Here is a 19,132-nt window from a genome sequence, read left to right on the forward strand (position 1 = left end):
GTATCAAAAATTTGTGACGCAGGAACGGTCATTAAATCATCATTTGTTGTTGTGTTTTTATCGTGAAGTATGAAATGTAGCGTAAAATGTGTGGATGTAAATTGGCGATGTTTGCTTTATGATGCCGGCCGATTTTCAATTTTTACTTCCTGCAGGATACGTACACCATGCCAGTGTTACACAACCGCATTTCGAATGACGCGCTCAAAGCCAGGATGCTGGCAGAGTCTGAGCCGCGAACGACAATCTCGTTCTATAAATACTTCAACATCGTCGAGCCTCAGCACACGCGTGATGCGCTGTACCAGATGTTCACCGCGTTAAATGTCTTCGGACGGGTTTATCTTGCGCATGAAGGGATTAACGCACAAATCAGCGTGCCGCAAAGTAATGTTGAGAGATTCCGCGATCAACTTTACGCTTTTGATCCTGCATTTGCCGGACTTCGTCTGAATATTGCACTGGATGATGACGGAAAATCATTCTGGGTACTGCGCATGAAGGTCCGTGATCGAATTGTGGCTGATGGTATCGATGATCCTGGCTTTGACGCCAGCAATGTTGGTGATTACCTGAAAGCTGCAGAAGTGAACGCCATGCTCGACGATCCAGACGCGGTATTTATTGATATGCGCAACCACTATGAATACGAGGTTGGCCACTTCGATAATGCGCTGGAAATTCCTGCAGACACTTTCCGCGATCAACTGCCGAAAGCCGTCGAAATGATGCAGGAACATAAAGATAAAAAAATAGTGATGTACTGCACAGGTGGAATTCGTTGTGAGAAGGCCAGTGCCTGGATGAAACACAACGGATTCAGCAAAGTATGGCACATTGAGGGGGGCATTATTGAATATGCGCGTAAAGCGCGTGAGCAGGGGCTACCCGTGCGTTTTATCGGCAAAAATTTTGTATTTGATGAACGTATGGGAGAGCGAATCTCTGAAGATGTGATCGCGCATTGTCATCAATGTGGTGTGGCATGCGACAGCCATACTAATTGTAAAAATGATGGCTGCCATTTGCTGTTTATTCAGTGCCCGGCATGTGCAGGCAAGTATAAAGGCTGCTGCAGCGAACTGTGCTGTGAAGAAAGTGAATTGCCAGAAGAAGAACAACGCCGCCGTCGTGCTGGTCGCGAAAATGGCAATAAAATCTTCAATAAATCTCGTGGTCGCCTGAATACGAAACTGGGTATTCCGGATCCAGCGTCATAACATTGTGCCGCATGGGACATAAAGTCTTATCCGGCATGCAAAACTCACTTTGCAGGCCGGATAAGACGCGCGAACAATTACTTCTGCTGTACGCCTTCCACCGAAATGATTAAATCGACTTCCTGCGAAGCAGGGCCGAGATCGGTGGTGATGTTGAAATCTTTCAGCTTAATTTTTCCTTGTGCTTCAAAGCCTGCGCGCGTACCCCCCCACGGATCGCCACCTTGTCCTATCAGCTTCGCATCCAGCGTTACCGGTTTGGTCACGCCGTTAAGGGTCAGATTCCCGGTGATATCAAGCTCGTTACCCTCTTTCTTCACGCTGGTAGAGGTGAAGGTCGCCTGTGGAAATTTAGCGACATTGAGGAAATCTGCGCTTCGCAGGTGTTTATCACGTTCAGCGTGATTGGTGTCAACGCTGTTGGTGTTAATGGTGACATTTACTTTATCGGCGGCAGGATTTTTCTCGTCGAAGGTAAACGAGCCATCGAAGTCTTTAAATGTGCCGTACAGCCAGCTGTATCCCAGATGCTGAATACGGAAATTAACAAAGGCATGTTGTCCCTCTTTGTCGATTTTGTAATCTGCCGCGATTGCAGAACCGGTGGTGAATAACAGAGAGGTGAGGGCGAGCCCCAGCAGGCTTTTCTTCATTTTATGCTCCAGAGTCAGATGACGATCTTCCCAACATGCGATTAAGGGTATCGTCGTTATCGATAAAGTGATGTTTCAGGGCCATCAGGCCATGCAGAAGGGATAAAACCACTACGCTCCAGGCCAGCCAAAGATGCAGACTACCGGCAAGATCGGCCTGTGCTCCCGCGTTAGCGAGCGTGGCGGGAATTTCAAACCAGCCAAAAACACTGATAGCTTTACCGTCAGCGGTAGAAATCAGATAACCGCTGATCACAATAGAAAACAGCAGGATATATAACGCGAGGTGGCCCAGTGCCGCAGCGAGGCGAGTTAAACGGGAATAGCTTTTCAGCGCCGGGGGCGGAGGGGAGAAAATCCGCCAGGCAATGCGGATGACCAACCCCATCATGAGCAGTACTCCGATGCTTTTATGCAGTTCCGGGGCCTGGTGGTACCAGCCATCGTAATAGCTGAGTGTTACCATCCATAAACCCAAACCAAACATGCCATACACGGCAATAGCAATCACCCAGTGTAATGTCGCAGATACGACGCCATAGCGCTGTGGACTATTATTGAATTGCATAAACACACCGATAGATATTACAGGAGTGAATGAAAATGGCGTGAAAAAGACATTAATGCAACTAATAAATAACAATGGTGATGATATTTATTTTTAATTCAATAAATTTGATTTATTTACAAGGTAAACATCAGCGGATTAGTGTGAGTGGGCAGATTATGGCTTAATTTAAGGGTGTTTGTTGGTTTGTTTGTTATTCAGTTTATTGCAATGAAAATTAAGAAATTCTAAATTTTTGTCAATTACTGTCAGTATTCTTTGGTCAGAAAAACATAATATATATAACGTCCATAATGGCCAGCAGTGACCATAAAATAATGTAGAGCATAAAATGCTCGCGAATATTATTAACCAGGTAATGAAAGATGCGACGCATCAAAAGTATTCCTTAAATAGAAATGGCCTCACAGAGAGGCCATTTAGTGATTATTGTTTAAAACGGGTAAGTTTGAACGGGGACAGGTCAAAGGCTGACGGTTTGTCCTGGGCGAAATCCGCAGCGATCTCCCCCAACACGGAGGCAAATTTGAAGCCATGACCGCTCAACCCGGTAATGATTAGCGTATCGTCATGCTCTGGCAGCGTATCGATAATAAAGTCTTCGTCCGGAGAGTTATCGTAAGTGCAGGACGCACCATGCAGGCAACATCCAACACCGGGCAGAATAGTACGCAGGAATGGGAAAGCTTCGGAACCATCGCTGGCAACTGCGGCAAACGGTTTACGCTCTTCGGCGGAATGGATGATCTGCCCGCCGTTATGTTTACCAATCTTCAGCTCGTCATTTTCAGCCGGGAAACCGTAATACTGATCGCCATTCGGCAACTCACCGGTAAATGCCGGGAATTTGTTTTTAATGCTGTAGCGCCCGTCTGCCTGGTACCATGCAAACACTTTGCGCACCGGTTGTATTGGCAGTTCAGGCACCAGTGCCTGAACCCAGGTTCCGGTGCTAATCAGCGCTTTTTTAGCATGGTAGTCTCCGTCCGCTGTTTCAACCGTGACGCCATCATCATGATGATGAATTGCGGTGACAGGACATTTAAATAGCTGTGCACAGCCTGCTTCCTCAGCCAGACGGATCCAGGTTTTAATGGCTAGCTCACTGCGTAAAAAACCTGACTCTGCTTCAAACAAGCCAATATAGTTTTCAGGTACACGGATTTCGGGCCAGCGCGCCATAATCGCGGCTGCGTCCAGTTGCTCAACGTTTAGCTGCCACTGTTTTGCGCTTTGCGCCACGTTAGATAAGAAGGTTGAATCTGCCGGGCCGAGGTTGATAACACCTGAACGGACAAACACGGGTTCTTCATTTTGCGTGGAGAGTTCATCCCACAATGTCTGCGCACGCAGTACCAGCGGAACGTATTTTTCGCCTTCGCCATACGCATGACGAATTAATCGTGTGTCGCCGTGGTGGCTGCCCTGTTGATGTGGTGGCATATGTGCATCGATCATCAGAACATTCAGACCGGCGCGAGTGGCATAGTATCCAGCTGCGGCACCCACGGAACCGCTGCCAATAATGATTAAGTCGTATTTCATTCGCTTCTCTCTGCAATCGCGATAGTTGCAGGGTAAATAACTGACCAGCATTATTCAACCAGGAAATAAGAAAGGCACCGTTAAGGTGCCTTTTGATGGTTGGGTGCATCAGATTTAATGACGCTGATACTCATTCACCTGGTAATCGCCTGATTCAATTTTGGCGATTCCTGCTTCTAATATCGAAATAAATTGCCTGGCAACATCAGTGGTTAACCAGAGCGTTTGACCAACTTCAGTCCCATCCGGGTCCGGACGATTCGGGGTCTGGTAGTGCAAACGCAGCATCAGCGCATCATAGCTATCAACGGTGCTGATGTCCCATCCTACAAGCGGATGAGTCTGAATGACTTCATTATTCTTTTCCATCATGCCCCCTAATTCGTGTTACTAGACAACGGTTTTCGAGGTTCAATGCGTTTTTTCTGAAGCAACTTCAGTATATCAATAAATATGGGTATTCACTGGAAATTTAAAGAGGGAGACGCATAAATTTTATGTTTTAAGTGTTATCCGAACAATAAATCGGCACCTTATTCATATTTTTTTGGCATGTTATGCAGTTATTTTGATGCTCAGGCTAAAAGATAATCAGTTGCGTAAATAAACGTTACCCGTTTTGGTAGCAGGATTACGCTATTGATTAAAAGGCAATGTGTGTAAAAAAGCCGGGGCGACCCGGCAAATAAACATCACTGCATATCATTTATTATTCATTGATGAACCAGTCATCTGCGCTTTCCCATGTTTCCTGCAGGATCTCGCTGATGCGTTCTTTGTCCTCTTTGGTCGCGCCAATGACCGACAGATTGTTTGCGGTGGCATAACGAACGGTGACATTACCTTCGTTATCCGGGAAATGATGGTTAATACGGCGGGAGAGTTCACCTGCCAGGGCGTCAATCGCACCGGCAGGCAAAGGTGAAGTTTTAGCAATAGTGACTTCAATACGCATAATAGCCCCCTGTTGAATATACTGGTTATTTATACAGTTAACTTCAGTAATTGACAACAGTTGGCTATATTTTTTTTAGCTTTTTACAGACCAGCGTACCGTTTCTCCGCCGAGGAAGGGGACCAGTGTGTCATCTTCAAGCGCGATGCTCTCCGGTACCTGCTGTTCAATTCTAACCAGTTCAATAAAGGTTTCGTTAACCGGCAGCCCGTAGAATCGAGGGCCATTAAGCGAGCAGAAGGCTTCAAAATGGGCCAGAGCATTCATCTCTTCGAATACGGTGGCATAACTGCCCAGCGCGGTAGGTGCGTTAAAACAACCCGCGCAGCCGCAACTGGACTCTTTGCGATGACGTGCATGTGGTGCCGAGTCAGTGCCAAGGAATGCGCGGGTAAAACCGCTGGCGACCAGTTCACGCAGCGCCTGCTGGTGGATGTTACGCTTGAGGATCGGTAAGCAATACAGATGCGGGCGAATTCCGCCTACCAGCATATGGTTGCGGTTAAACATTAAATGCTGTGGCGTTATCGTTGCTGCGAGGAATTCATTCCCGTCACGCACGTACTCTGCTGCATCTTTGGTGGTGATATGTTCAAACACGACTTTCAGCGTGGTCAGGCGCTGACGCAATGGCTCCATCACAGTTTCAATAAAGCGCGCTTCGCGATCAAAAATATCGATGTCCGCATGGGTCACTTCGCCATGTACCAGCAATGGCATGCCGAGTTTTTCCATCCGCTCCAGCACTGGCATGATGGCATCAATAGATGTCACGCCGTGTGTGGAGTTGGTGGTGGCATTCGCCGGATAGAGTTTGGCTGCAGTGAATACACCTTCTTTGAATCCGCGCTCCAGCTCATTGGGATCCAGCGTATCCGTTAAGTAGCAGGTCATTAATGGGGTGAAATCGTGACCGGCAGGCACCGCGTCAAGAATGCGCTGACGGTACGCGATAGCGGCGTCAACCGTAGTGACAGGCGGTGCCAGGTTGGGCATGACAATCGCGCGCCCATAAATTTCACTGGTATAGGGCACGACAGTTTTTAACATGTCGCCATCGCGAAAGTGAAGATGCCAGTCGTCTGGGCGGCGGATCTTTAAAACCTGGGATGGTGCAGTCATCAATATGCTCCGGCTGAGGATAGTCATTTTTGCCGGAAACAAAGGATAAGCGGAAACGTTTTCGTTTGCACGAAAAAAAGGGTGCTGATGCACCCTCTTTTTTATTAATCGGTAAACGGAATGATTATTTCTCCCGGTTTCACCTCAATACCTTTGGCCAGCTTTTTCGCCAGCGCTTCGCCGTTACTGCTGTCTTCTCGCAGAATATAAGCCGGTTGCTGATTGAAATAATTCCGCAGCGACTGGTTTAAATAAGGCATCAGGGTTTGCAGAACCGATTGCATTTTTTCCGGTGTGACGGTTGCATCAACAACTTCCATCTCTTGCAGATAGATAGCGCCTTTTTCTTTGTTGAAGACCGGCAATGCTTTTAACTTCAGCTTCATGGTCGCTTTCTGACTGCCAAACAGGGAGTTCATATCCAGATTGGCATCACCGGTCAGGGTCACTTTATTCGGCTCTTCACGACCGATCTGACTGGCGAGATTGCGCAGAACAATATGTGCTTCAGCAACACCGGGCAAGCCAATGTCTTTAGAAAAGTTATTGTGTTTCGCCAGCGCCTGATTAATTTCTTGCTCGCTAACCGTGTATTGCGTGAGTTGATTACAACCAACCAACAGGCCGCCGACAATTAGTGCAGCGGCAAAAAAAAACTTTTTCATGGGGTTCCTCAACATGATGCTTGTGGCGTAATCGTGACACAAAGCAGCATCTAGTACCAGCACGCCGGACACCAGCAGAAAAAACTGAAAATGTGTCCATGCGGCTGGCTAAATATCAGGCACCTGGCTCCAGCATACCGCGTGATGTGCGTTTGTGGCTGAACTGCCAGCCCAGAGCCAGAAAAGTGATAAGGCCGATAACCCCGAGCATCATCCATGGCAGTTCGGGTTGCGACAACGCTTTGCCCATGTCAAACAACCAGCCGCCGCCGATGTAACCTATTGCGCCGCCGATAGCTAATCCCAGCCGACTAAAGCCCATGTAACTCCCCCGAGCCCGCGCATTCGCCAGCGATGCGCTGAGCGTTTCCCGCGCTGGTTCCGCAATAATGGAACCGATATAGAACGTACAGATCAGAGTGAAAAGCTGCTGTAAATTACCGACCAGACCAATGGGCATCATACTGAGAGACATCACCAACAAACCGGCCATCAGGCGGTGTTCCAGGCGAAAACGCTTTTCACTCCAGCGAGCAATCGGGTAGAGCAGCGTTAAGGAGAGGCATGCTTCAATGGCATACATCCATTTCACGGCGGACGGTGAACCCGCAATATCGTTAACCATAATCGGTAGCATCAGCATGACCTGCACCGCCAGCATGTAATAACCCGCTAATGTCAGGACATAGGTGACAAATCGCTTGTCATGCATCACGTGACTCATCCCTTCGCGTACCGGAATTTTCACCGTCGACAGTTTCCACGCGGGGAGAAGCCAGGCATTAAAGGCTGCGCACAGGACAAACAAAATCGCGCCCGTGGCGCATACCAGTCGGAAGTCGTACTGTAGCAGCCAGCTTCCGAGTAACGCACCAACGACCGCGCCGGCACTATCCTGCATCATCAGGATAGAGAAGAAACGCCCACGTTTTTCCGGGCGGATCAGTTTGACCACCAGCGCGGAGCGGGGAGGATCGAACAGTGTGCCGCCTAATCCGGAGAGAAAACAGGAAAACCACAGCAGCCAGGGTTCATGGGCAATACCCATAGTGGCGAATCCGGCGGCGCGCATCAGCATGCCGGTGACAATCATCGGTTTTGCACCAAAACGGTCTGCAATCGCTCCGCCAAAAATACCCAGCCCTTGCTGAATAAATTGGCGTAATCCAAGTGCAATACCAACCATTACGGCAGCCCAGCCCATTTGGTCGACGAAACGAATAGAGATCAACGGGAATACGACGAAGAAACCCAGTACGACCAACATATTATCGATGAGCAGGAAATATTTACCCAGGTTCCTCGCCTGCGAAACTTGCGACATTTCCCCTCCAGGGAAAAACTCGTCACTCTGATTAGAGTTTAAAAGATAAGCACCTCCTATTCTGCGGTGTCGTCTGATCTTTTCCCACCCCTGGGGAAACAATATTTTTTTATCAAAAGCCAGTCTTGATAGAGAGTTTTCATCAAAATGTGTGAATAATTCAAAAAATGATGTTTTGCTCTTTTCACAGGGTGTATTTGCACAGGTATAGTATTGCAAATAGCGTATTGAAGACGTTACGGGAAGGAGTAGGTATAGAATGTTTGGCTATCGCAGTAACGTGCCAAAAGTGCGCTTAACCACGGACCGCCTGGTCGTGCGTTTAGTGCATGAGCGTGATGCCTGGCGTCTGGCAGATTATTACGCAGAAAATCGTCATTTCTTAAAACCCTGGGAACCTGTTCGCGATGAAAGCCACTGTTATCCTTCTGGCTGGCAGGCGCGTCTGAGTATGATCTCTGAATTTCATAAACAAGGGTCTGCTTATTATTTTGCGTTGCTCGATCCAGAAGAGAAAGAGATCATCGGCGTCGCGAACTTCTCTAACGTCGTGCGTGGATCTTTTCATGCATGTTATCTCGGTTATTCCATTGCGCAGAAGTGGCAGGGACAGGGGCTGATGTATGAAGCCTTAACCGCGGCCATTCGTTATATGCAACGCTCACAGCATATTCACCGCATTATGGCGAATTACATGCCACATAATAAACGTAGCGGCGATTTGCTGGCGCGGCTTGGTTTTGAAAAAGAAGGGTATGCCAAAGACTACCTGCTGATTGACGGGCAGTGGCGCGATCACGTGCTAACGGCGTTGACAACATCAGAATGGACCCCGGGTCGCTAAGTTTCAGCTGTATTGGCTGATTAATGGAGAAGACGATGAAATACGAATTAACCGCCACCGAAGCCCGCGTGATTGGCTGTCTGCTGGAAAAGCAGGTAACAACGCCAGAACAATATCCGCTCTCCGTGAATGGCGTTGTGACCGCCTGCAATCAAAAAACCAATCGTGAACCGGTGATGAACCTGTCGGAATCGGAAGTGCAGGACCAACTGGATAACCTGGTTAAACGGCATTTTCTGCGTACTGTAAGCGGGTTTGGTAATCGCGTAACCAAATACGAGCAACGCTTTTGTAACTCAGAGTTTGGCAATCTGAAGCTCAGTGCAGGAGAAGTGGCGTTAATTACGACGTTGTTATTGCGCGGCGCACAAACGCCCGGAGAGTTGCGTAGTCGTGCATCCCGCATGTATGAATTCAGTGACATGGCAGAAGTTGAATCGACTCTGGAGACGCTGGCCACCCGTGAAGATGGTCCTTATGTTGTCCGTCTGGCACGTGAACCCGGTAAGCGCGAAAGCCGTTATATGCACCTGTTTTGCGGTGAAGTTGATGAGCCGATCGCAACGGCAGATGAATCTCCGGCTGCTTCTGGTGGTTTGCAGGCGCGCGTCGAGGCGCTGGAAACTGAAGTGGCAGAGCTAAAACAGCGGCTCGATTCGCTACTGGCGCATCTGGGAGACTAATGTGAAAAAATTACGTATCGGTGTTGTCGGGCTGGGCGGCATTGCGCAAAAAGCCTGGTTACCCGTCCTTGGCGCGGCTCCGGAGTGGACACTACAGGGAGCCTGGTCACCTTCGCGGGAAAAAGCAGAGCGTATTTGCGAAACCTGGCGGATGCCATACGTTGATTCACTGGCGAATCTGGCGGCAACCTGCGATGCCGTTTTTGTCCATTCCAGTACCGCAACACATTATGCTGTGGTGAGTGAATTGCTTAATGCCGGGATCCATGTTTGCGTGGATAAACCCCTGGCGGAAAATTTGCGCGATGCTGAACAACTGGTGGCACTCGCGGCGCGGAAAAAACTGACGCTGATGGTGGGTTTCAATCGCCGGTTTGCGCCGCTTTACCGGGATTTAAAAGCGCAGTTAGGTGATGCTGCTTCTGTCAGAATGGACAAGCATCGTACGGATAGTGTTGGGCCGCACGATCTGCGTTTTACGCTGTTGGATGATTATCTGCACGTCGTGGACACCGCGCTGTGGCTGTCCGGGGGAGAGGCTTTGATAAATAGCGGTACGCTGTTGACCAACGAATCCGGGGCGATGCTTTATGCCGAACACCATTTTTCTGCGGGTCAGGTGCAAGTAACCACCAGTATGCATCGTCGGGCGGGCAGCCAACGAGAAAGTGTACAGGTGGTGATGAACGGAGGATTAATAGACGTTACTGATATGCGGGAATGGCGTGAGGAGCTTGGACAGGGCGTAGTACACAAGCCGGTTCCAGGCTGGCAAACAACCCTGGAACAACGTGGCTTTGCCGGATGCGCGCGTCACTTTATTGAATGCGTGCAAAATCAGACGGTTCCTGAGACGGCGGGTGAACAGGCGATTCTGGCTCAGCGCGTGGTCGAAAAGCTGTGGCGGGATGCCATGGCTGAATAACCCCCTGTAACATCTGGCGGTAGTAATTCATCGTAATCCAGGTACTATATGCCCACTCAAAATAACTCCTCTTTCTAACAGTGAATGATGGCAACCTGTGGGGTGAACTGTTTGCCTGATAAGACTTTTATGCGTCTCCATCGGGTGCGGTGATGTTGCCGGATGACCGCTTAAATGCGTTATCTGGTCTACGGTTTCGCCATGCGGGGTTTTGCTCCAGGGTCTGGAATATAAAATAGATGAATTTATTAAAGTCGCTGGCGGCCGTCAGCTCGATGACGATGTTTTCACGCGTGCTGGGTTTTGCGCGTGATGCGATTGTCGCCAGAATTTTTGGCGCAGGGATGGCGACAGATGCCTTTTTTGTGGCATTCAAACTTCCTAACCTGCTGCGTCGAATTTTTGCTGAAGGCGCGTTTTCTCAGGCGTTCGTGCCAATTCTTGCAGAGTACAAAAGTAAGCAGGGTGAAGATGCCACCCGTGTGTTCGTCGCCTACGTTTCTGGGCTGTTGACGCTGGCGTTGGCGGTGGTCACGGTTGTCGGGATGCTCGCAGCGCCGTGGGTGATTATGGTCACCGCGCCTGGCTTTGCCGATACGGCCGACAAGTTTGCGCTTACCACTCAACTGCTGCGGATAACCTTTCCCTATATTCTGTTAATTTCGCTGGCCTCGCTGGTGGGCGCTATTCTTAACACCTGGAACCGTTTCTCCATTCCGGCGTTTGCACCGACGTTTCTGAACATCAGCATGATCGGTTTTGCGCTGTTTGCTGCACCTTATTTTAACCCGCCGGTACTGGCGCTGGCCTGGGCCGTCACCGTAGGTGGGGTATTACAACTGGTTTACCAGCTCCCGCATTTGAAAAAAATTGGTATGCTGGTGCTGCCGCGCGTGAACTTTCACGATGCCGGTGCGATGCGCGTCGTAAAGCAGATGGGCCCGGCAATCCTGGGCGTATCTGTCAGCCAGATTTCCCTGATCATCAACACAATTTTCGCCTCATTCCTGGCTTCAGGATCGGTTTCATGGATGTACTATGCTGACCGCCTGATGGAGTTCCCGTCAGGCGTCCTGGGCGTTGCTCTGGGGACCATTCTGCTGCCATCCCTGTCCAAGAGTTTTTCCAGCGGAAATCATGATGAATATTGCCGACTGATGGACTGGGGGCTGCGCCTGTGCTTTCTGTTGGCACTACCCAGTGCTGTGGCGTTGGGGATCCTGGCAAAGCCGCTGACGGTTTCCCTGTTCCAGTACGGTAAATTTACTGCATTTGATGCTTTGATGACCCAGCGTGCTCTGGTGGCGTACTCGGTTGGTCTCATTGGATTGATCGTAGTGAAAGTGCTTGCGCCCGGGTTTTACTCGCGTCAGGACATTAAAACTCCGGTGAAAATCGCCATTGTAACGCTGATTATGACTCAGGTGATGAACCTGGCGTTTATCGGTCCGTTAAAGCATGCCGGACTGTCGCTCTCGATTGGTCTGGCGGCATGTCTGAACGCCTCACTGCTGTACTGGCAACTGCGTAAACAGAAAATTTTCACCCCTCAACCTGGCTGGGGCTGGTTCCTGGCGCGTCTGGTGATTTCTGTGCTGGTCATGTCTGCGGCGCTGGTAGGCATGCTTTACATCATGCCGGAGTGGTCGCAGGGAACGATGCTGTGGCGTCTGCTGCGTCTGATGGCTGTTGTCGTTGTTGGTATTACAGCCTACTTTGCTGCGCTGGCCGTTCTGGGCTTTAAAGTGAAAGAGTTTGTACGCCGGACGGCGTAACAGAAAGGGGGAGTTGCCGTCAGGTGGCTCCCCTTATCGCAATATCAGATAGAGATTTTTTTCCCGCCGCGATGCGTCGCAGAGGTTTGGCCATTAGCGCCATACAAAGTCGGTTCCTGGTGCGGTTTCAGCACCTTGATCGCCTGTTGATTACGCTCGATCTGCCCTTCCAGGAGCCAACCATTATGTTGGTTGAGATCGCGTAAATGCTGTGTTTTGTTCGTGATGGTCTGCCAGCGCTCGGCTATCTCATCGTTGGCGCTGCGCGTCGAGTCGTGCTCGAGACGTCGCTGCTGTTCCAGATAATCCAGGGTCGCCAGTAAAGAGCTTTTTTCTTCTGTAATACGCTGTAGCTGGCTACCGTTGATATGGCCCGCGGAAAGCTGCTGCTGTTCAGCATCCATCACTGTTTTCAGGTCATTGAGGACGGTCGTCATCTGATCAAGTATTTCTGACAAGCGAGTCATACTTTATTTACTCTGTAGGTAGCTCTGTGCCTCGCGGATCAGCGAGTCTGCAATTTTCCCAGTGTCCATTTTCAGCTCACCGTTACGGATCGCGATTTTCAATGCTTCAACACGCTCCATATTGATGTCATTGGTACCGGGTTGCATCAGCTTGGCCTGAGCGTCGCTTAACATCACACTGGTGCTGTTGGTCGCTGATGTTTTTTCCTTCCGCGCTTTTTGTACCGGCGTGTCGCTGGTTTCGCGTGGTTGGACAGTGCTTACTGGCTTCAATGGTGAGGTACGATCAATGCTCATTTTTTTATCCTCATCGAGGGGTTACGCTATAGCGACCCGCTTTAATCATTGGTTGATTATCTATCGGCATCCGCTAAAAAATCTTTAACCTATTATAGGTTAATAAGAATATTCCCATCAGAATCGACGACTCCGCTCACCACCTGTCCTGAAAGCATCCGCACTCTCGCGTTTTGCGCGACGGCCGCATTATTCAGCGCTTTACCTTCTGCATTCACGCGAAAGCCCTCGCCGTTTGCGATAACCAGAACGCGCTGGCCGGCTTTTATCCGCCATGCCTGACGCAACATCGTCAGCTGTAGCGGCTGGCCAGAGACCAGGTCGCGTAGGCTTACGGCATCCTGGACCTGATTAATATCCAGAACGGTTCGTGGCGGAAGTTGGTCCAGCCGACCGCGTTTTAAGGTCACGCTGGATGCGTTAAGCGCGCTGCCTCGTGCAATGGGAGCGGCGGCGACAACGTAGTTGCCCGTGGCTTGTACATTCACCTGCAGGTAGCGTTTTTCATTGGGACACCTGGCCAGGACGTTCACATTGCCCCATAACTTCGCGCTTCCAGCTACGCTCAACGTCGGCTGCTCACAGCCAGGTCGCAGGTTAGGTGGTGTGCGAACAGTGACAACCACTTCATCACTGAACCCCGACAGCCGTTCTGAAAACCATGCCGTTAACTGCGAATTGAGGTCTTGCGCCAGCGTCAGGGGACTGAACAGCAGCGCTGCCACGGCTATTCCTCGTTTAAACGTTTGCATCAAAACCTCATGCTTTTTCAGGTAGTGACTGGATTTTACCTGTGTGACGCAGTCATCAACGCAACAAATAGCGACGCATTTTGCGTTTATTCCGACGATAACGCGCGCGTGATGGGATTTAAGCTGTCGGCTGAATTTTGTCATTTGCGGAGGAGATATGCTCGATAAGCTCGACGCCGCCTTACGTTTTCAACAAGAAGCGCTGAATCTGCGCGCCCAACGCCAGGAAGTATTAGCGGCCAACATTGCCAATGCCGACACGCCAGGGTACCAGGCGCGTGACCTGGATTTCGCCAGTGAGTTAAAAAAAGTCATGGTGCGAGGACGGGAAGAAACCGGCGGTGTCTCGTTGACGCTGACCTCTGCACAACATATTCCGGCCCAGACCACCTCGGCTCCCTCCACGGAGTTGCTCTATCGCATCCCAGACCAACCGTCCCTGGATGGCAACACGGTTGATATGGATCGGGAACGCACACAGTTTGCGGACAACAGTCTGAAGTATCAGATGGGGCTTACCGCATTGGGTGGACAAATCAAAGGCATGATGAACGTGCTGCAAGGAGGGAACTAATTCGTGGCGCTGTTAAATATTTTTGATATCGCAGGCTCCGCGCTGACGGCGCAATCCCAGCGCCTGAACGTCGCGGCCAGCAACATGGCGAATGCGGACAGCGTGACCGGACCCGATGGTCAGCCGTATCGCGCGAAGCAGGTTGTTTTTCAGGTCGATGCTGCGCCAGGCGCGGCTACCGGCGGCGTAAAAGTCGCTGACGTCATTGAAAGTCAGGCGCCAGATAAGCTGGTTTATGAACCTGGCAATCCGCTGGCCGATGCAAATGGTTACGTAAAAATGCCGAATGTGGACGTGGTCGGGGAGATGGTCAACACCATGTCAGCCTCGCGTAGCTATCAGGCAAACGTTGAAGTGCTCAACACAGTGAAAAGCTTGATGCTTAAAACGCTGACGCTAGGCCAGTAAAGGAGGCGCACATGTCAATTGCTGTAAAAATGAATGACCCGAGCAGTACGGGCGTTAATGCTGCCAGTAGCAAAAGTTCGCTGACAGGCAGCAATGCTGCCGATCTGCAAAGCAGCTTTCTGACGCTCCTGGTGGCACAGCTGAAAAACCAGGATCCGACCAATCCTATGCAAAACAATGAGCTGACCACCCAGCTGGCGCAGATTAGCACCGTGAGCGGTATTGAGAAGCTGAACACCACGCTGGGCTCGATCTCCGGACAAATCGACAACAGTCAGTCGCTGCAGGCCAGTACCCTTATCGGCCACGGTGTCATGATCCCGGGGACCACTATCCTTACCGGCAAAGGAACGGAAGAGGGAGCAACGACCACCACTACGCCGTTTGGCGTTGAACTGCAGCAGCCAGCAGATAAGGTCACCGCGACCATTACCGATAAGGACGGTAAGGTCATTCGCACCATTGAGATCGGTGGGTTGAAGGCGGGTGTGCATACCTTTAGCTGGGACGGCACCATGACAGATGGCACGGCTGCGCCGAACGGCTCTTACAACGTCGCGATTTCCGCCAGCAATGGTGGTACGCAACTCGTGGCGCAGCCTCTTCAGTTTGCGCTGGTGCAGGGGGTTATTCGCAGTAATGGCGGTAATACGCTGGACCTGGGCACCTATGGAACCACCACCCTCGACGAAGTACGGCAAATAATCTAAGCCTTCACACTTATCAGGAGTAAGTCATGGCCTTTTCTCAAGCGGTCAGCGGTCTGAACGCTGCAGCGACCAACCTCGATGTCATTGGTAATAACATCGCCAACTCCGCCACTTATGGTTTTAAATCCGGTACGGCCTCATTTGCGGATATGTTTGCCGGCTCTAAAGTGGGTCTGGGTGTTAAAGTTGCGGGTATAACCCAGGACTTTACCGATGGCACTACGACTAATACCGGACGTGGTCTGGATGTTGCCATCAGCCAAAACGGTTTCTTCCGCATGGTCGACAGCAACGGTTCAGTGTTTTACAGCCGTAACGGCCAGTTCAAGCTCGATGAAAACCGCAATATCGTCAACATGCAGGGGTTGCAATTGACAGGTTATCCGGCCACCGGGACACCGCCAACGGTTCAACAGGGCGCTAACCCGGCACCGATCACCATCCCGAATACCCTGATGGCGGCAAAAGCCACGACCACTGCGTCAATGCAGATCAACCTGAACTCAACTGACAAGGTCCCGTCAAAAGCACCATTCAACCCGAGTGATGCGGATTCGTACAACAAAAAAGGCACCGTTACCGTTTTCGATAGCCAGGGTAATGCCCATGACATGAATATTTTTTATGTCAAAACTACGGATAACAAATGGGATGTCTATACCCAGGATGCCAGCGTTGCCGGGTCAGTCGCCACTAAAAATGCTGTGATGAATTTTAGTGCTAACGGCACGCTGGCCTCAGTGAATAACTATGTTGAAGAACCAGTAGACCCGCTAGATCCAACTGGACCTAAACACCTGGTTGAAGGTCCTGCTAACGCTCAACCGCAGATTCAGATCACTACCGGTGCCATCAATGGCGCGGTTCCGGCTGGGTTCTCTCTCAGCTTCCTGAACTCCATGCAGCAAAACACGGGCGCCAACAACATCGTTGCCACCAACCAGAATGGTTACAAACCGGGCGATCTGGTGAGCTATCAGATTAACAACGACGGTACCGTGGTGGGTAACTACTCCAACGAACAGAAACAGGTTCTGGGGCAGATCGTGCTGGCTAACTTTGCCAACAATGAAGGTCTGGCTTCTCAGGGCGATAACGTCTGGGCCGCGACACAGTCCTCTGGCGTGGCACTGCTCGGTACTGCAGGTACTGGTAACTTCGGCAAACTGACTAACGGTGCGCTGGAATCATCAAACGTAGATTTGAGTAAAGAACTGGTGAACATGATCGTCGCGCAGCGCAACTATCAGTCGAATGCGCAGACTATCAAAACCCAGGATCAGATCCTCAACACGCTGGTCAACCTGCGCTAAGCGCCTGACGGGATGGCTTAATGGATCACGCAATATATACCGCCATGGGCGCAGCCAGTCAGACGCTAAATCAGCAGGCGGTGACGGCCAGCAACCTGGCAAATGCCTCCACGCCGGGTTTCCGCGCGCAGCTTAACGCGCTGCGTGCGGTACCTGTTGAAGGACTCTCTTTGCCAACGCGTACGCTGGTGGTGGCTTCAACGCCGGGGGCCGATATGACGCCTGGCCAGATGGACTACACCTCTCGTCCACTGGACGTGGCGTTGCAACAGGATGGCTGGCTGGCGGTGCAGACCGCTGACGGTAGCGAAGGGTATACCCGCAATGGCGCAATTCAGGTGAGCCCGACCGGTGAACTGACGATTCAGGGACATCCGGTGATTGGCGAAGCCGGGCCAATAGCGGTTCCGGAAGGGTCGGAAGTGACCATCGCTGCTGATGGGACGATTTCCGCACTCAACCCAGGCGATCCGGCGAATACGGTAGCACCAGTGGGGCGTTTGAAGCTGGTGAAGGCAACAGGGAGTGAAGTGCAACGTGGTGATGACGGTATGTTTCGTCTGAGCGCGGCTGCACAGGCGACCCGTGGACCGACGTTGCAGGCTGACCCAAGCATCCGCGTAATGTCGGGTGTGCTGGAAGGCAGTAACGTCAAACCGGTTGCCGCGATGAGCGACATGATCGCCAGCGCTCGTCGCTTCGAAATGCAGATGAAGATTATCAGTAGCGTGGATGATAACGCGGGTCGTGCCAACCAACTGCTGTCGATGAGTTAATACAGGACATTTTATGATCAGTTCATTATGGATCGCCAAAACCGGCCTGGATGCGCAGCAAACCAACATGGATGTGATTGCCAACAACCTGGCAAACGTCAGTACCAATGGTTTTAAACGTCAACGTGCGGTGTTTGAAGATCTGCTGTACCAGACGATTCGTCAACCTGGCGCGCAGTCTTCGGAACAGACCGTACTGCCTTCAGGCCTGCAAATCGGTACCGGTGTGCGTCCGGTTGCGACTGAGCGTTTACACAGCCAGGGCAACCTGTCACAGACCAACAACAGCAAAGACGTTGCTATTAAAGGTCAGGGATTTTTCCAGGTCATGCTGCCGGATGGTACCTCAGCTTATACCCGTGATGGTTCTTTCCAGGTAGATCAGAATGGTCAGCTGGTGACTGCGGGTGGTTTTCAGGTTCAGCCTGCTATCACCATCCCTGCAAACTCGCTGAGCATTACCATTGGGCGAGACGGCATCGTCAGCGTTACGCAGCAGGGGCAAGCTGCACCTGTTCAGGTAGGACAGCTCAACCTGACCACTTTTATGAACGATACCGGTCTGGAAAGCATTGGTGAGAATCTGTACACCGAAACGCAATCCTCCGGCGCGCCGAATGAGAGTACACCGGGGCTTAACGGCGCGGGGCTACTTTATCAGGGCTATGTTGAAACCTCTAACGTGAATGTGGCGGAAGAGCTGGTGAATATGATCCAGGTTCAGCGCGCTTATGAAATCAACAGTAAAGCGGTATCTACCACCGATCAGATGCTGCAGAAACTGACGCAACTCTAAAGTGTTGTCCGGCGGGGCGGGTGTCTCGCCGGCACACTGATTTTGAAGATGAAGGCAATGCGAAAATACGCGCTTCACCCTTACCCGATTTTAGCCCTGTTGGTGGTTTCGCTGACAGGATGCGCCTGGATCCCGGCCACTCCGCTCGTGCAAGGCGCGACGTCTGCCCAACCGATCCCTGGCCCGACGCCGGTCGCGAACGGCTCTATATTCCAGTCGGCACAGCCGATTAACTATGGCTATCAACCGCTATTTGAAGACCGCCGTCCACGTAATATTGGCGATACGCTGACCATCGTATTGCAGGAAAATGTCAGCGCGAGCAAAAGCTCTTCCGCTAACGCCAGCCGTGATGGCAAGACTAACTTCGGCTTTGACACGGTGCCACGTTATCTGCAGGGATTGTTTGGCAACGAGCGTGCCGACGTGGAAGCTTCTGGCGGCAATACCTTCAATGGTAAAGGTGGCGCGAACGCCAGTAACACCTTTAGCGGCACATTGACGGTGACCGTTGACCAGGTTCTGGTGAATGGCAATTTACACGTTGTGGGTGAAAAACAGATCGCCATCAATCAGGGCACTGAATTTATCCGTTTCTCCGGGGTCGTTAACCCGCGCACCATCAGTGGCAGCAACTCCGTTCCGTCAACTCAGGTTGCGGATGCGCGTATTGAATATGTCGGTAACGGCTATATCAACGAAGCGCAGAATATGGGCTGGTTGCAGCGTTTCTTCCTTAATTTGTCGCCGATGTAAGCGG

At 51.0% G+C, this 19,132-nt stretch carries 24 protein-coding genes; 12 read left to right on the top strand and 12 right to left on the bottom strand.

The genetic code is table 11. From position 1 onward, the window contains the following. The first annotated feature begins 167 nt into the window (after positions 1 to 167). Positions 168 to 1,220 carry an oxygen-dependent tRNA uridine(34) hydroxylase TrhO gene (gene trhO / locus OH663_RS18280; protein WP_045441604.1) on the top strand — a complete coding sequence of 351 codons (1,053 nt, stop codon included), beginning with the start codon at positions 168 to 170 and terminating at the stop codon, positions 1,218 to 1,220. Positions 1,221 to 1,297: 77 nt separating this feature from the next. Here trhO and OH663_RS18285 read toward each other — a convergent pair whose 3' ends face one another. From OH663_RS18285 to mdtH, 9 genes are all read right to left on the bottom strand, one after another. Then, positions 1,298 to 1,873: a YceI family protein gene (locus OH663_RS18285; protein ID WP_045441607.1), complete on the bottom strand. Its 576-nt coding sequence runs from the start codon at positions 1,871 to 1,873 to the stop codon at positions 1,298 to 1,300. Between the two features lies 1 nt (position 1,874). After that, positions 1,875 to 2,441, bottom strand: a complete 567-nt coding sequence (locus tag OH663_RS18290; RefSeq protein ID WP_048221666.1) for a cytochrome b — start codon at positions 2,439 to 2,441, stop codon at positions 1,875 to 1,877. A gap of 262 nt (positions 2,442 to 2,703) precedes the next feature. Further along, entirely contained in the window at positions 2,704 to 2,817 is a 114-nt protein-coding gene (locus OH663_RS18295; protein ID WP_003846814.1) for a YceO family protein, read from the bottom strand. Positions 2,818 to 2,867: 50 nt separating this feature from the next. After that, a complete protein-coding gene (gene solA, locus OH663_RS18300; protein ID WP_200011901.1) occupies positions 2,868 to 3,986 on the bottom strand; it encodes an N-methyl-L-tryptophan oxidase in 1,119 nt (372 codons plus the stop codon). 114 nt (positions 3,987 to 4,100) lie between these two features. Continuing rightward, positions 4,101 to 4,355, bottom strand: coding sequence for a biofilm formation regulator BssS (gene bssS, locus OH663_RS18305; protein ID WP_003036154.1), 255 nt, complete (start codon positions 4,353 to 4,355; stop codon positions 4,101 to 4,103). A 340-nt stretch (positions 4,356 to 4,695) separates the two neighbouring features. Further along, positions 4,696 to 4,941, bottom strand: a complete 246-nt coding sequence (gene dinI, locus OH663_RS18310; protein WP_045441628.1) for a DNA damage-inducible protein I — start codon at positions 4,939 to 4,941, stop codon at positions 4,696 to 4,698. Between the two features lie 75 nt (positions 4,942 to 5,016). Then, entirely contained in the window at positions 5,017 to 6,063 is a 1,047-nt protein-coding gene (gene pyrC, locus OH663_RS18315) for a dihydroorotase (RefSeq protein ID WP_200011899.1), read from the bottom strand. A 104-nt stretch (positions 6,064 to 6,167) separates the two neighbouring features. Next, complete coding sequence (locus OH663_RS18320; protein ID WP_263525787.1) at positions 6,168 to 6,728, bottom strand: lipoprotein; 561 nt, start codon at positions 6,726 to 6,728, stop codon at positions 6,168 to 6,170. Between the two features lie 115 nt (positions 6,729 to 6,843). Continuing rightward, positions 6,844 to 8,052, bottom strand: a complete 1,209-nt coding sequence (gene mdtH, locus OH663_RS18325; RefSeq protein ID WP_045441637.1) for a multidrug efflux MFS transporter MdtH — start codon at positions 8,050 to 8,052, stop codon at positions 6,844 to 6,846. 259 nt (positions 8,053 to 8,311) lie between these two features. Between mdtH and rimJ the strand changes: the two genes are divergently transcribed. The 4 genes from rimJ (at position 8,312) to murJ (ending at position 12,279) form a co-directional block, all read left to right on the top strand. After that, complete coding sequence (rimJ, locus tag OH663_RS18330; protein ID WP_045441640.1) at positions 8,312 to 8,896, top strand: ribosomal protein S5-alanine N-acetyltransferase; 585 nt, start codon at positions 8,312 to 8,314, stop codon at positions 8,894 to 8,896. 35 nt (positions 8,897 to 8,931) lie between these two features. Beyond that, positions 8,932 to 9,579: a YceH family protein gene (locus tag OH663_RS18335; RefSeq protein ID WP_200011897.1), complete on the top strand. Its 648-nt coding sequence runs from the start codon at positions 8,932 to 8,934 to the stop codon at positions 9,577 to 9,579. Position 9,580: 1 nt separating this feature from the next. Beyond that, positions 9,581 to 10,504: a Gfo/Idh/MocA family protein gene (locus OH663_RS18340; protein ID WP_200011895.1), complete on the top strand. Its 924-nt coding sequence runs from the start codon at positions 9,581 to 9,583 to the stop codon at positions 10,502 to 10,504. Positions 10,505 to 10,743: 239 nt separating this feature from the next. Continuing rightward, complete coding sequence (gene murJ, locus OH663_RS18345; RefSeq protein ID WP_048221661.1) at positions 10,744 to 12,279, top strand: murein biosynthesis integral membrane protein MurJ; 1,536 nt, start codon at positions 10,744 to 10,746, stop codon at positions 12,277 to 12,279. 44 nt (positions 12,280 to 12,323) lie between these two features. Here murJ and flgN read toward each other — a convergent pair whose 3' ends face one another. From flgN to flgA, 3 genes are all read right to left on the bottom strand, one after another. Next, positions 12,324 to 12,746, bottom strand: a complete 423-nt coding sequence (flgN, locus tag OH663_RS18350) for a flagella biosynthesis chaperone FlgN (protein ID WP_045441649.1) — start codon at positions 12,744 to 12,746, stop codon at positions 12,324 to 12,326. Between the two features lie 3 nt (positions 12,747 to 12,749). Next, complete coding sequence (gene flgM / locus OH663_RS18355) at positions 12,750 to 13,043, bottom strand: flagellar biosynthesis anti-sigma factor FlgM (protein ID WP_045441651.1); 294 nt, start codon at positions 13,041 to 13,043, stop codon at positions 12,750 to 12,752. A 92-nt stretch (positions 13,044 to 13,135) separates the two neighbouring features. Continuing rightward, a complete protein-coding gene (flgA, locus tag OH663_RS18360) occupies positions 13,136 to 13,795 on the bottom strand; it encodes a flagellar basal body P-ring formation chaperone FlgA (protein WP_045449563.1) in 660 nt (219 codons plus the stop codon). A 157-nt stretch (positions 13,796 to 13,952) separates the two neighbouring features. On the opposite strand from flgA, the gene flgB reads away from it, so the two are divergent. From flgB to flgH, 7 genes are read left to right on the top strand one after another with little or no spacing between them, the layout of a single operon-like run. Beyond that, positions 13,953 to 14,369: a flagellar basal body rod protein FlgB gene (flgB, locus tag OH663_RS18365; protein ID WP_048221659.1), complete on the top strand. Its 417-nt coding sequence runs from the start codon at positions 13,953 to 13,955 to the stop codon at positions 14,367 to 14,369. 3 nt (positions 14,370 to 14,372) lie between these two features. Beyond that, a complete protein-coding gene (flgC, locus tag OH663_RS18370; RefSeq protein ID WP_045441655.1) occupies positions 14,373 to 14,777 on the top strand; it encodes a flagellar basal body rod protein FlgC in 405 nt (134 codons plus the stop codon). Between the two features lie 11 nt (positions 14,778 to 14,788). Then, positions 14,789 to 15,487 carry a flagellar hook assembly protein FlgD gene (flgD, locus tag OH663_RS18375; RefSeq protein WP_045441657.1) on the top strand — a complete coding sequence of 233 codons (699 nt, stop codon included), beginning with the start codon at positions 14,789 to 14,791 and terminating at the stop codon, positions 15,485 to 15,487. 26 nt (positions 15,488 to 15,513) lie between these two features. Then, positions 15,514 to 16,800, top strand: coding sequence for a flagellar hook protein FlgE (flgE, locus tag OH663_RS18380; RefSeq protein WP_045441659.1), 1,287 nt, complete (start codon positions 15,514 to 15,516; stop codon positions 16,798 to 16,800). Positions 16,801 to 16,820: 20 nt separating this feature from the next. Beyond that, positions 16,821 to 17,576 (top strand): flagellar basal body rod protein FlgF, encoded by a 756-nt coding sequence (locus OH663_RS18385; RefSeq protein WP_048211227.1) that lies wholly within the window; start codon positions 16,821 to 16,823, stop codon positions 17,574 to 17,576. A 13-nt stretch (positions 17,577 to 17,589) separates the two neighbouring features. After that, positions 17,590 to 18,372 (top strand): flagellar basal-body rod protein FlgG, encoded by a 783-nt coding sequence (gene flgG, locus OH663_RS18390; protein WP_045441663.1) that lies wholly within the window; start codon positions 17,590 to 17,592, stop codon positions 18,370 to 18,372. A 57-nt stretch (positions 18,373 to 18,429) separates the two neighbouring features. Then, positions 18,430 to 19,128: a flagellar basal body L-ring protein FlgH gene (gene flgH, locus OH663_RS18395; RefSeq protein ID WP_032939885.1), complete on the top strand. Its 699-nt coding sequence runs from the start codon at positions 18,430 to 18,432 to the stop codon at positions 19,126 to 19,128. The last annotated feature ends 4 nt before the right edge of the window (positions 19,129 to 19,132 follow it).

It is taken from the genome of Citrobacter sp. Marseille-Q5395 (genome assembly GCF_947057495.1).
Taxonomy (GTDB): domain Bacteria; phylum Pseudomonadota; class Gammaproteobacteria; order Enterobacterales; family Enterobacteriaceae; genus Citrobacter; species Citrobacter murliniae.

Excerpts from the sequence above, each read along its gene's own strand:
- flgH (WP_032939885.1), top strand. The coding sequence starts at position 18,430 with ATGCGAAAATACGCGCTTCACCCTTACCCGATTTTAGCCCTGTTGGTG.
- flgN (WP_045441649.1), bottom strand. The coding sequence starts at position 12,746 with ATGACTCGCTTGTCAGAAATACTTGATCAGATGACGACCGTCCTCAAT.
- flgA (WP_045449563.1), bottom strand. The coding sequence starts at position 13,795 with ATGCAAACGTTTAAACGAGGAATAGCCGTGGCAGCGCTGCTGTTCAGT.
- mdtH (WP_045441637.1), bottom strand. The coding sequence starts at position 8,052 with ATGTCGCAAGTTTCGCAGGCGAGGAACCTGGGTAAATATTTCCTGCTC.
- flgB (WP_048221659.1), top strand. The coding sequence starts at position 13,953 with ATGCTCGATAAGCTCGACGCCGCCTTACGTTTTCAACAAGAAGCGCTG.
- OH663_RS18290 (WP_048221666.1), bottom strand. The coding sequence starts at position 2,441 with ATGCAATTCAATAATAGTCCACAGCGCTATGGCGTCGTATCTGCGACA.
- flgG (WP_045441663.1), top strand. The coding sequence starts at position 17,590 with ATGATCAGTTCATTATGGATCGCCAAAACCGGCCTGGATGCGCAGCAA.
- OH663_RS18335 (WP_200011897.1), top strand. The coding sequence starts at position 8,932 with ATGAAATACGAATTAACCGCCACCGAAGCCCGCGTGATTGGCTGTCTG.
- flgD (WP_045441657.1), top strand. The coding sequence starts at position 14,789 with ATGTCAATTGCTGTAAAAATGAATGACCCGAGCAGTACGGGCGTTAAT.
- OH663_RS18285 (WP_045441607.1), bottom strand. The coding sequence starts at position 1,873 with ATGAAGAAAAGCCTGCTGGGGCTCGCCCTCACCTCTCTGTTATTCACC.
- rimJ (WP_045441640.1), top strand. The coding sequence starts at position 8,312 with ATGTTTGGCTATCGCAGTAACGTGCCAAAAGTGCGCTTAACCACGGAC.
- pyrC (WP_200011899.1), bottom strand. The coding sequence starts at position 6,063 with ATGACTGCACCATCCCAGGTTTTAAAGATCCGCCGCCCAGACGACTGG.
- murJ (WP_048221661.1), top strand. The coding sequence starts at position 10,744 with ATGAATTTATTAAAGTCGCTGGCGGCCGTCAGCTCGATGACGATGTTT.
- OH663_RS18320 (WP_263525787.1), bottom strand. The coding sequence starts at position 6,728 with ATGAAAAAGTTTTTTTTTGCCGCTGCACTAATTGTCGGCGGCCTGTTG.
- trhO (WP_045441604.1), top strand. The coding sequence starts at position 168 with ATGCCAGTGTTACACAACCGCATTTCGAATGACGCGCTCAAAGCCAGG.
- flgM (WP_045441651.1), bottom strand. The coding sequence starts at position 13,043 with ATGAGCATTGATCGTACCTCACCATTGAAGCCAGTAAGCACTGTCCAA.
- flgE (WP_045441659.1), top strand. The coding sequence starts at position 15,514 with ATGGCCTTTTCTCAAGCGGTCAGCGGTCTGAACGCTGCAGCGACCAAC.
- solA (WP_200011901.1), bottom strand. The coding sequence starts at position 3,986 with ATGAAATACGACTTAATCATTATTGGCAGCGGTTCCGTGGGTGCCGCA.
- bssS (WP_003036154.1), bottom strand. The coding sequence starts at position 4,355 with ATGGAAAAGAATAATGAAGTCATTCAGACTCATCCGCTTGTAGGATGG.
- OH663_RS18385 (WP_048211227.1), top strand. The coding sequence starts at position 16,821 with ATGGATCACGCAATATATACCGCCATGGGCGCAGCCAGTCAGACGCTA.
- dinI (WP_045441628.1), bottom strand. The coding sequence starts at position 4,941 with ATGCGTATTGAAGTCACTATTGCTAAAACTTCACCTTTGCCTGCCGGT.
- OH663_RS18295 (WP_003846814.1), bottom strand. The coding sequence starts at position 2,817 with ATGCGTCGCATCTTTCATTACCTGGTTAATAATATTCGCGAGCATTTT.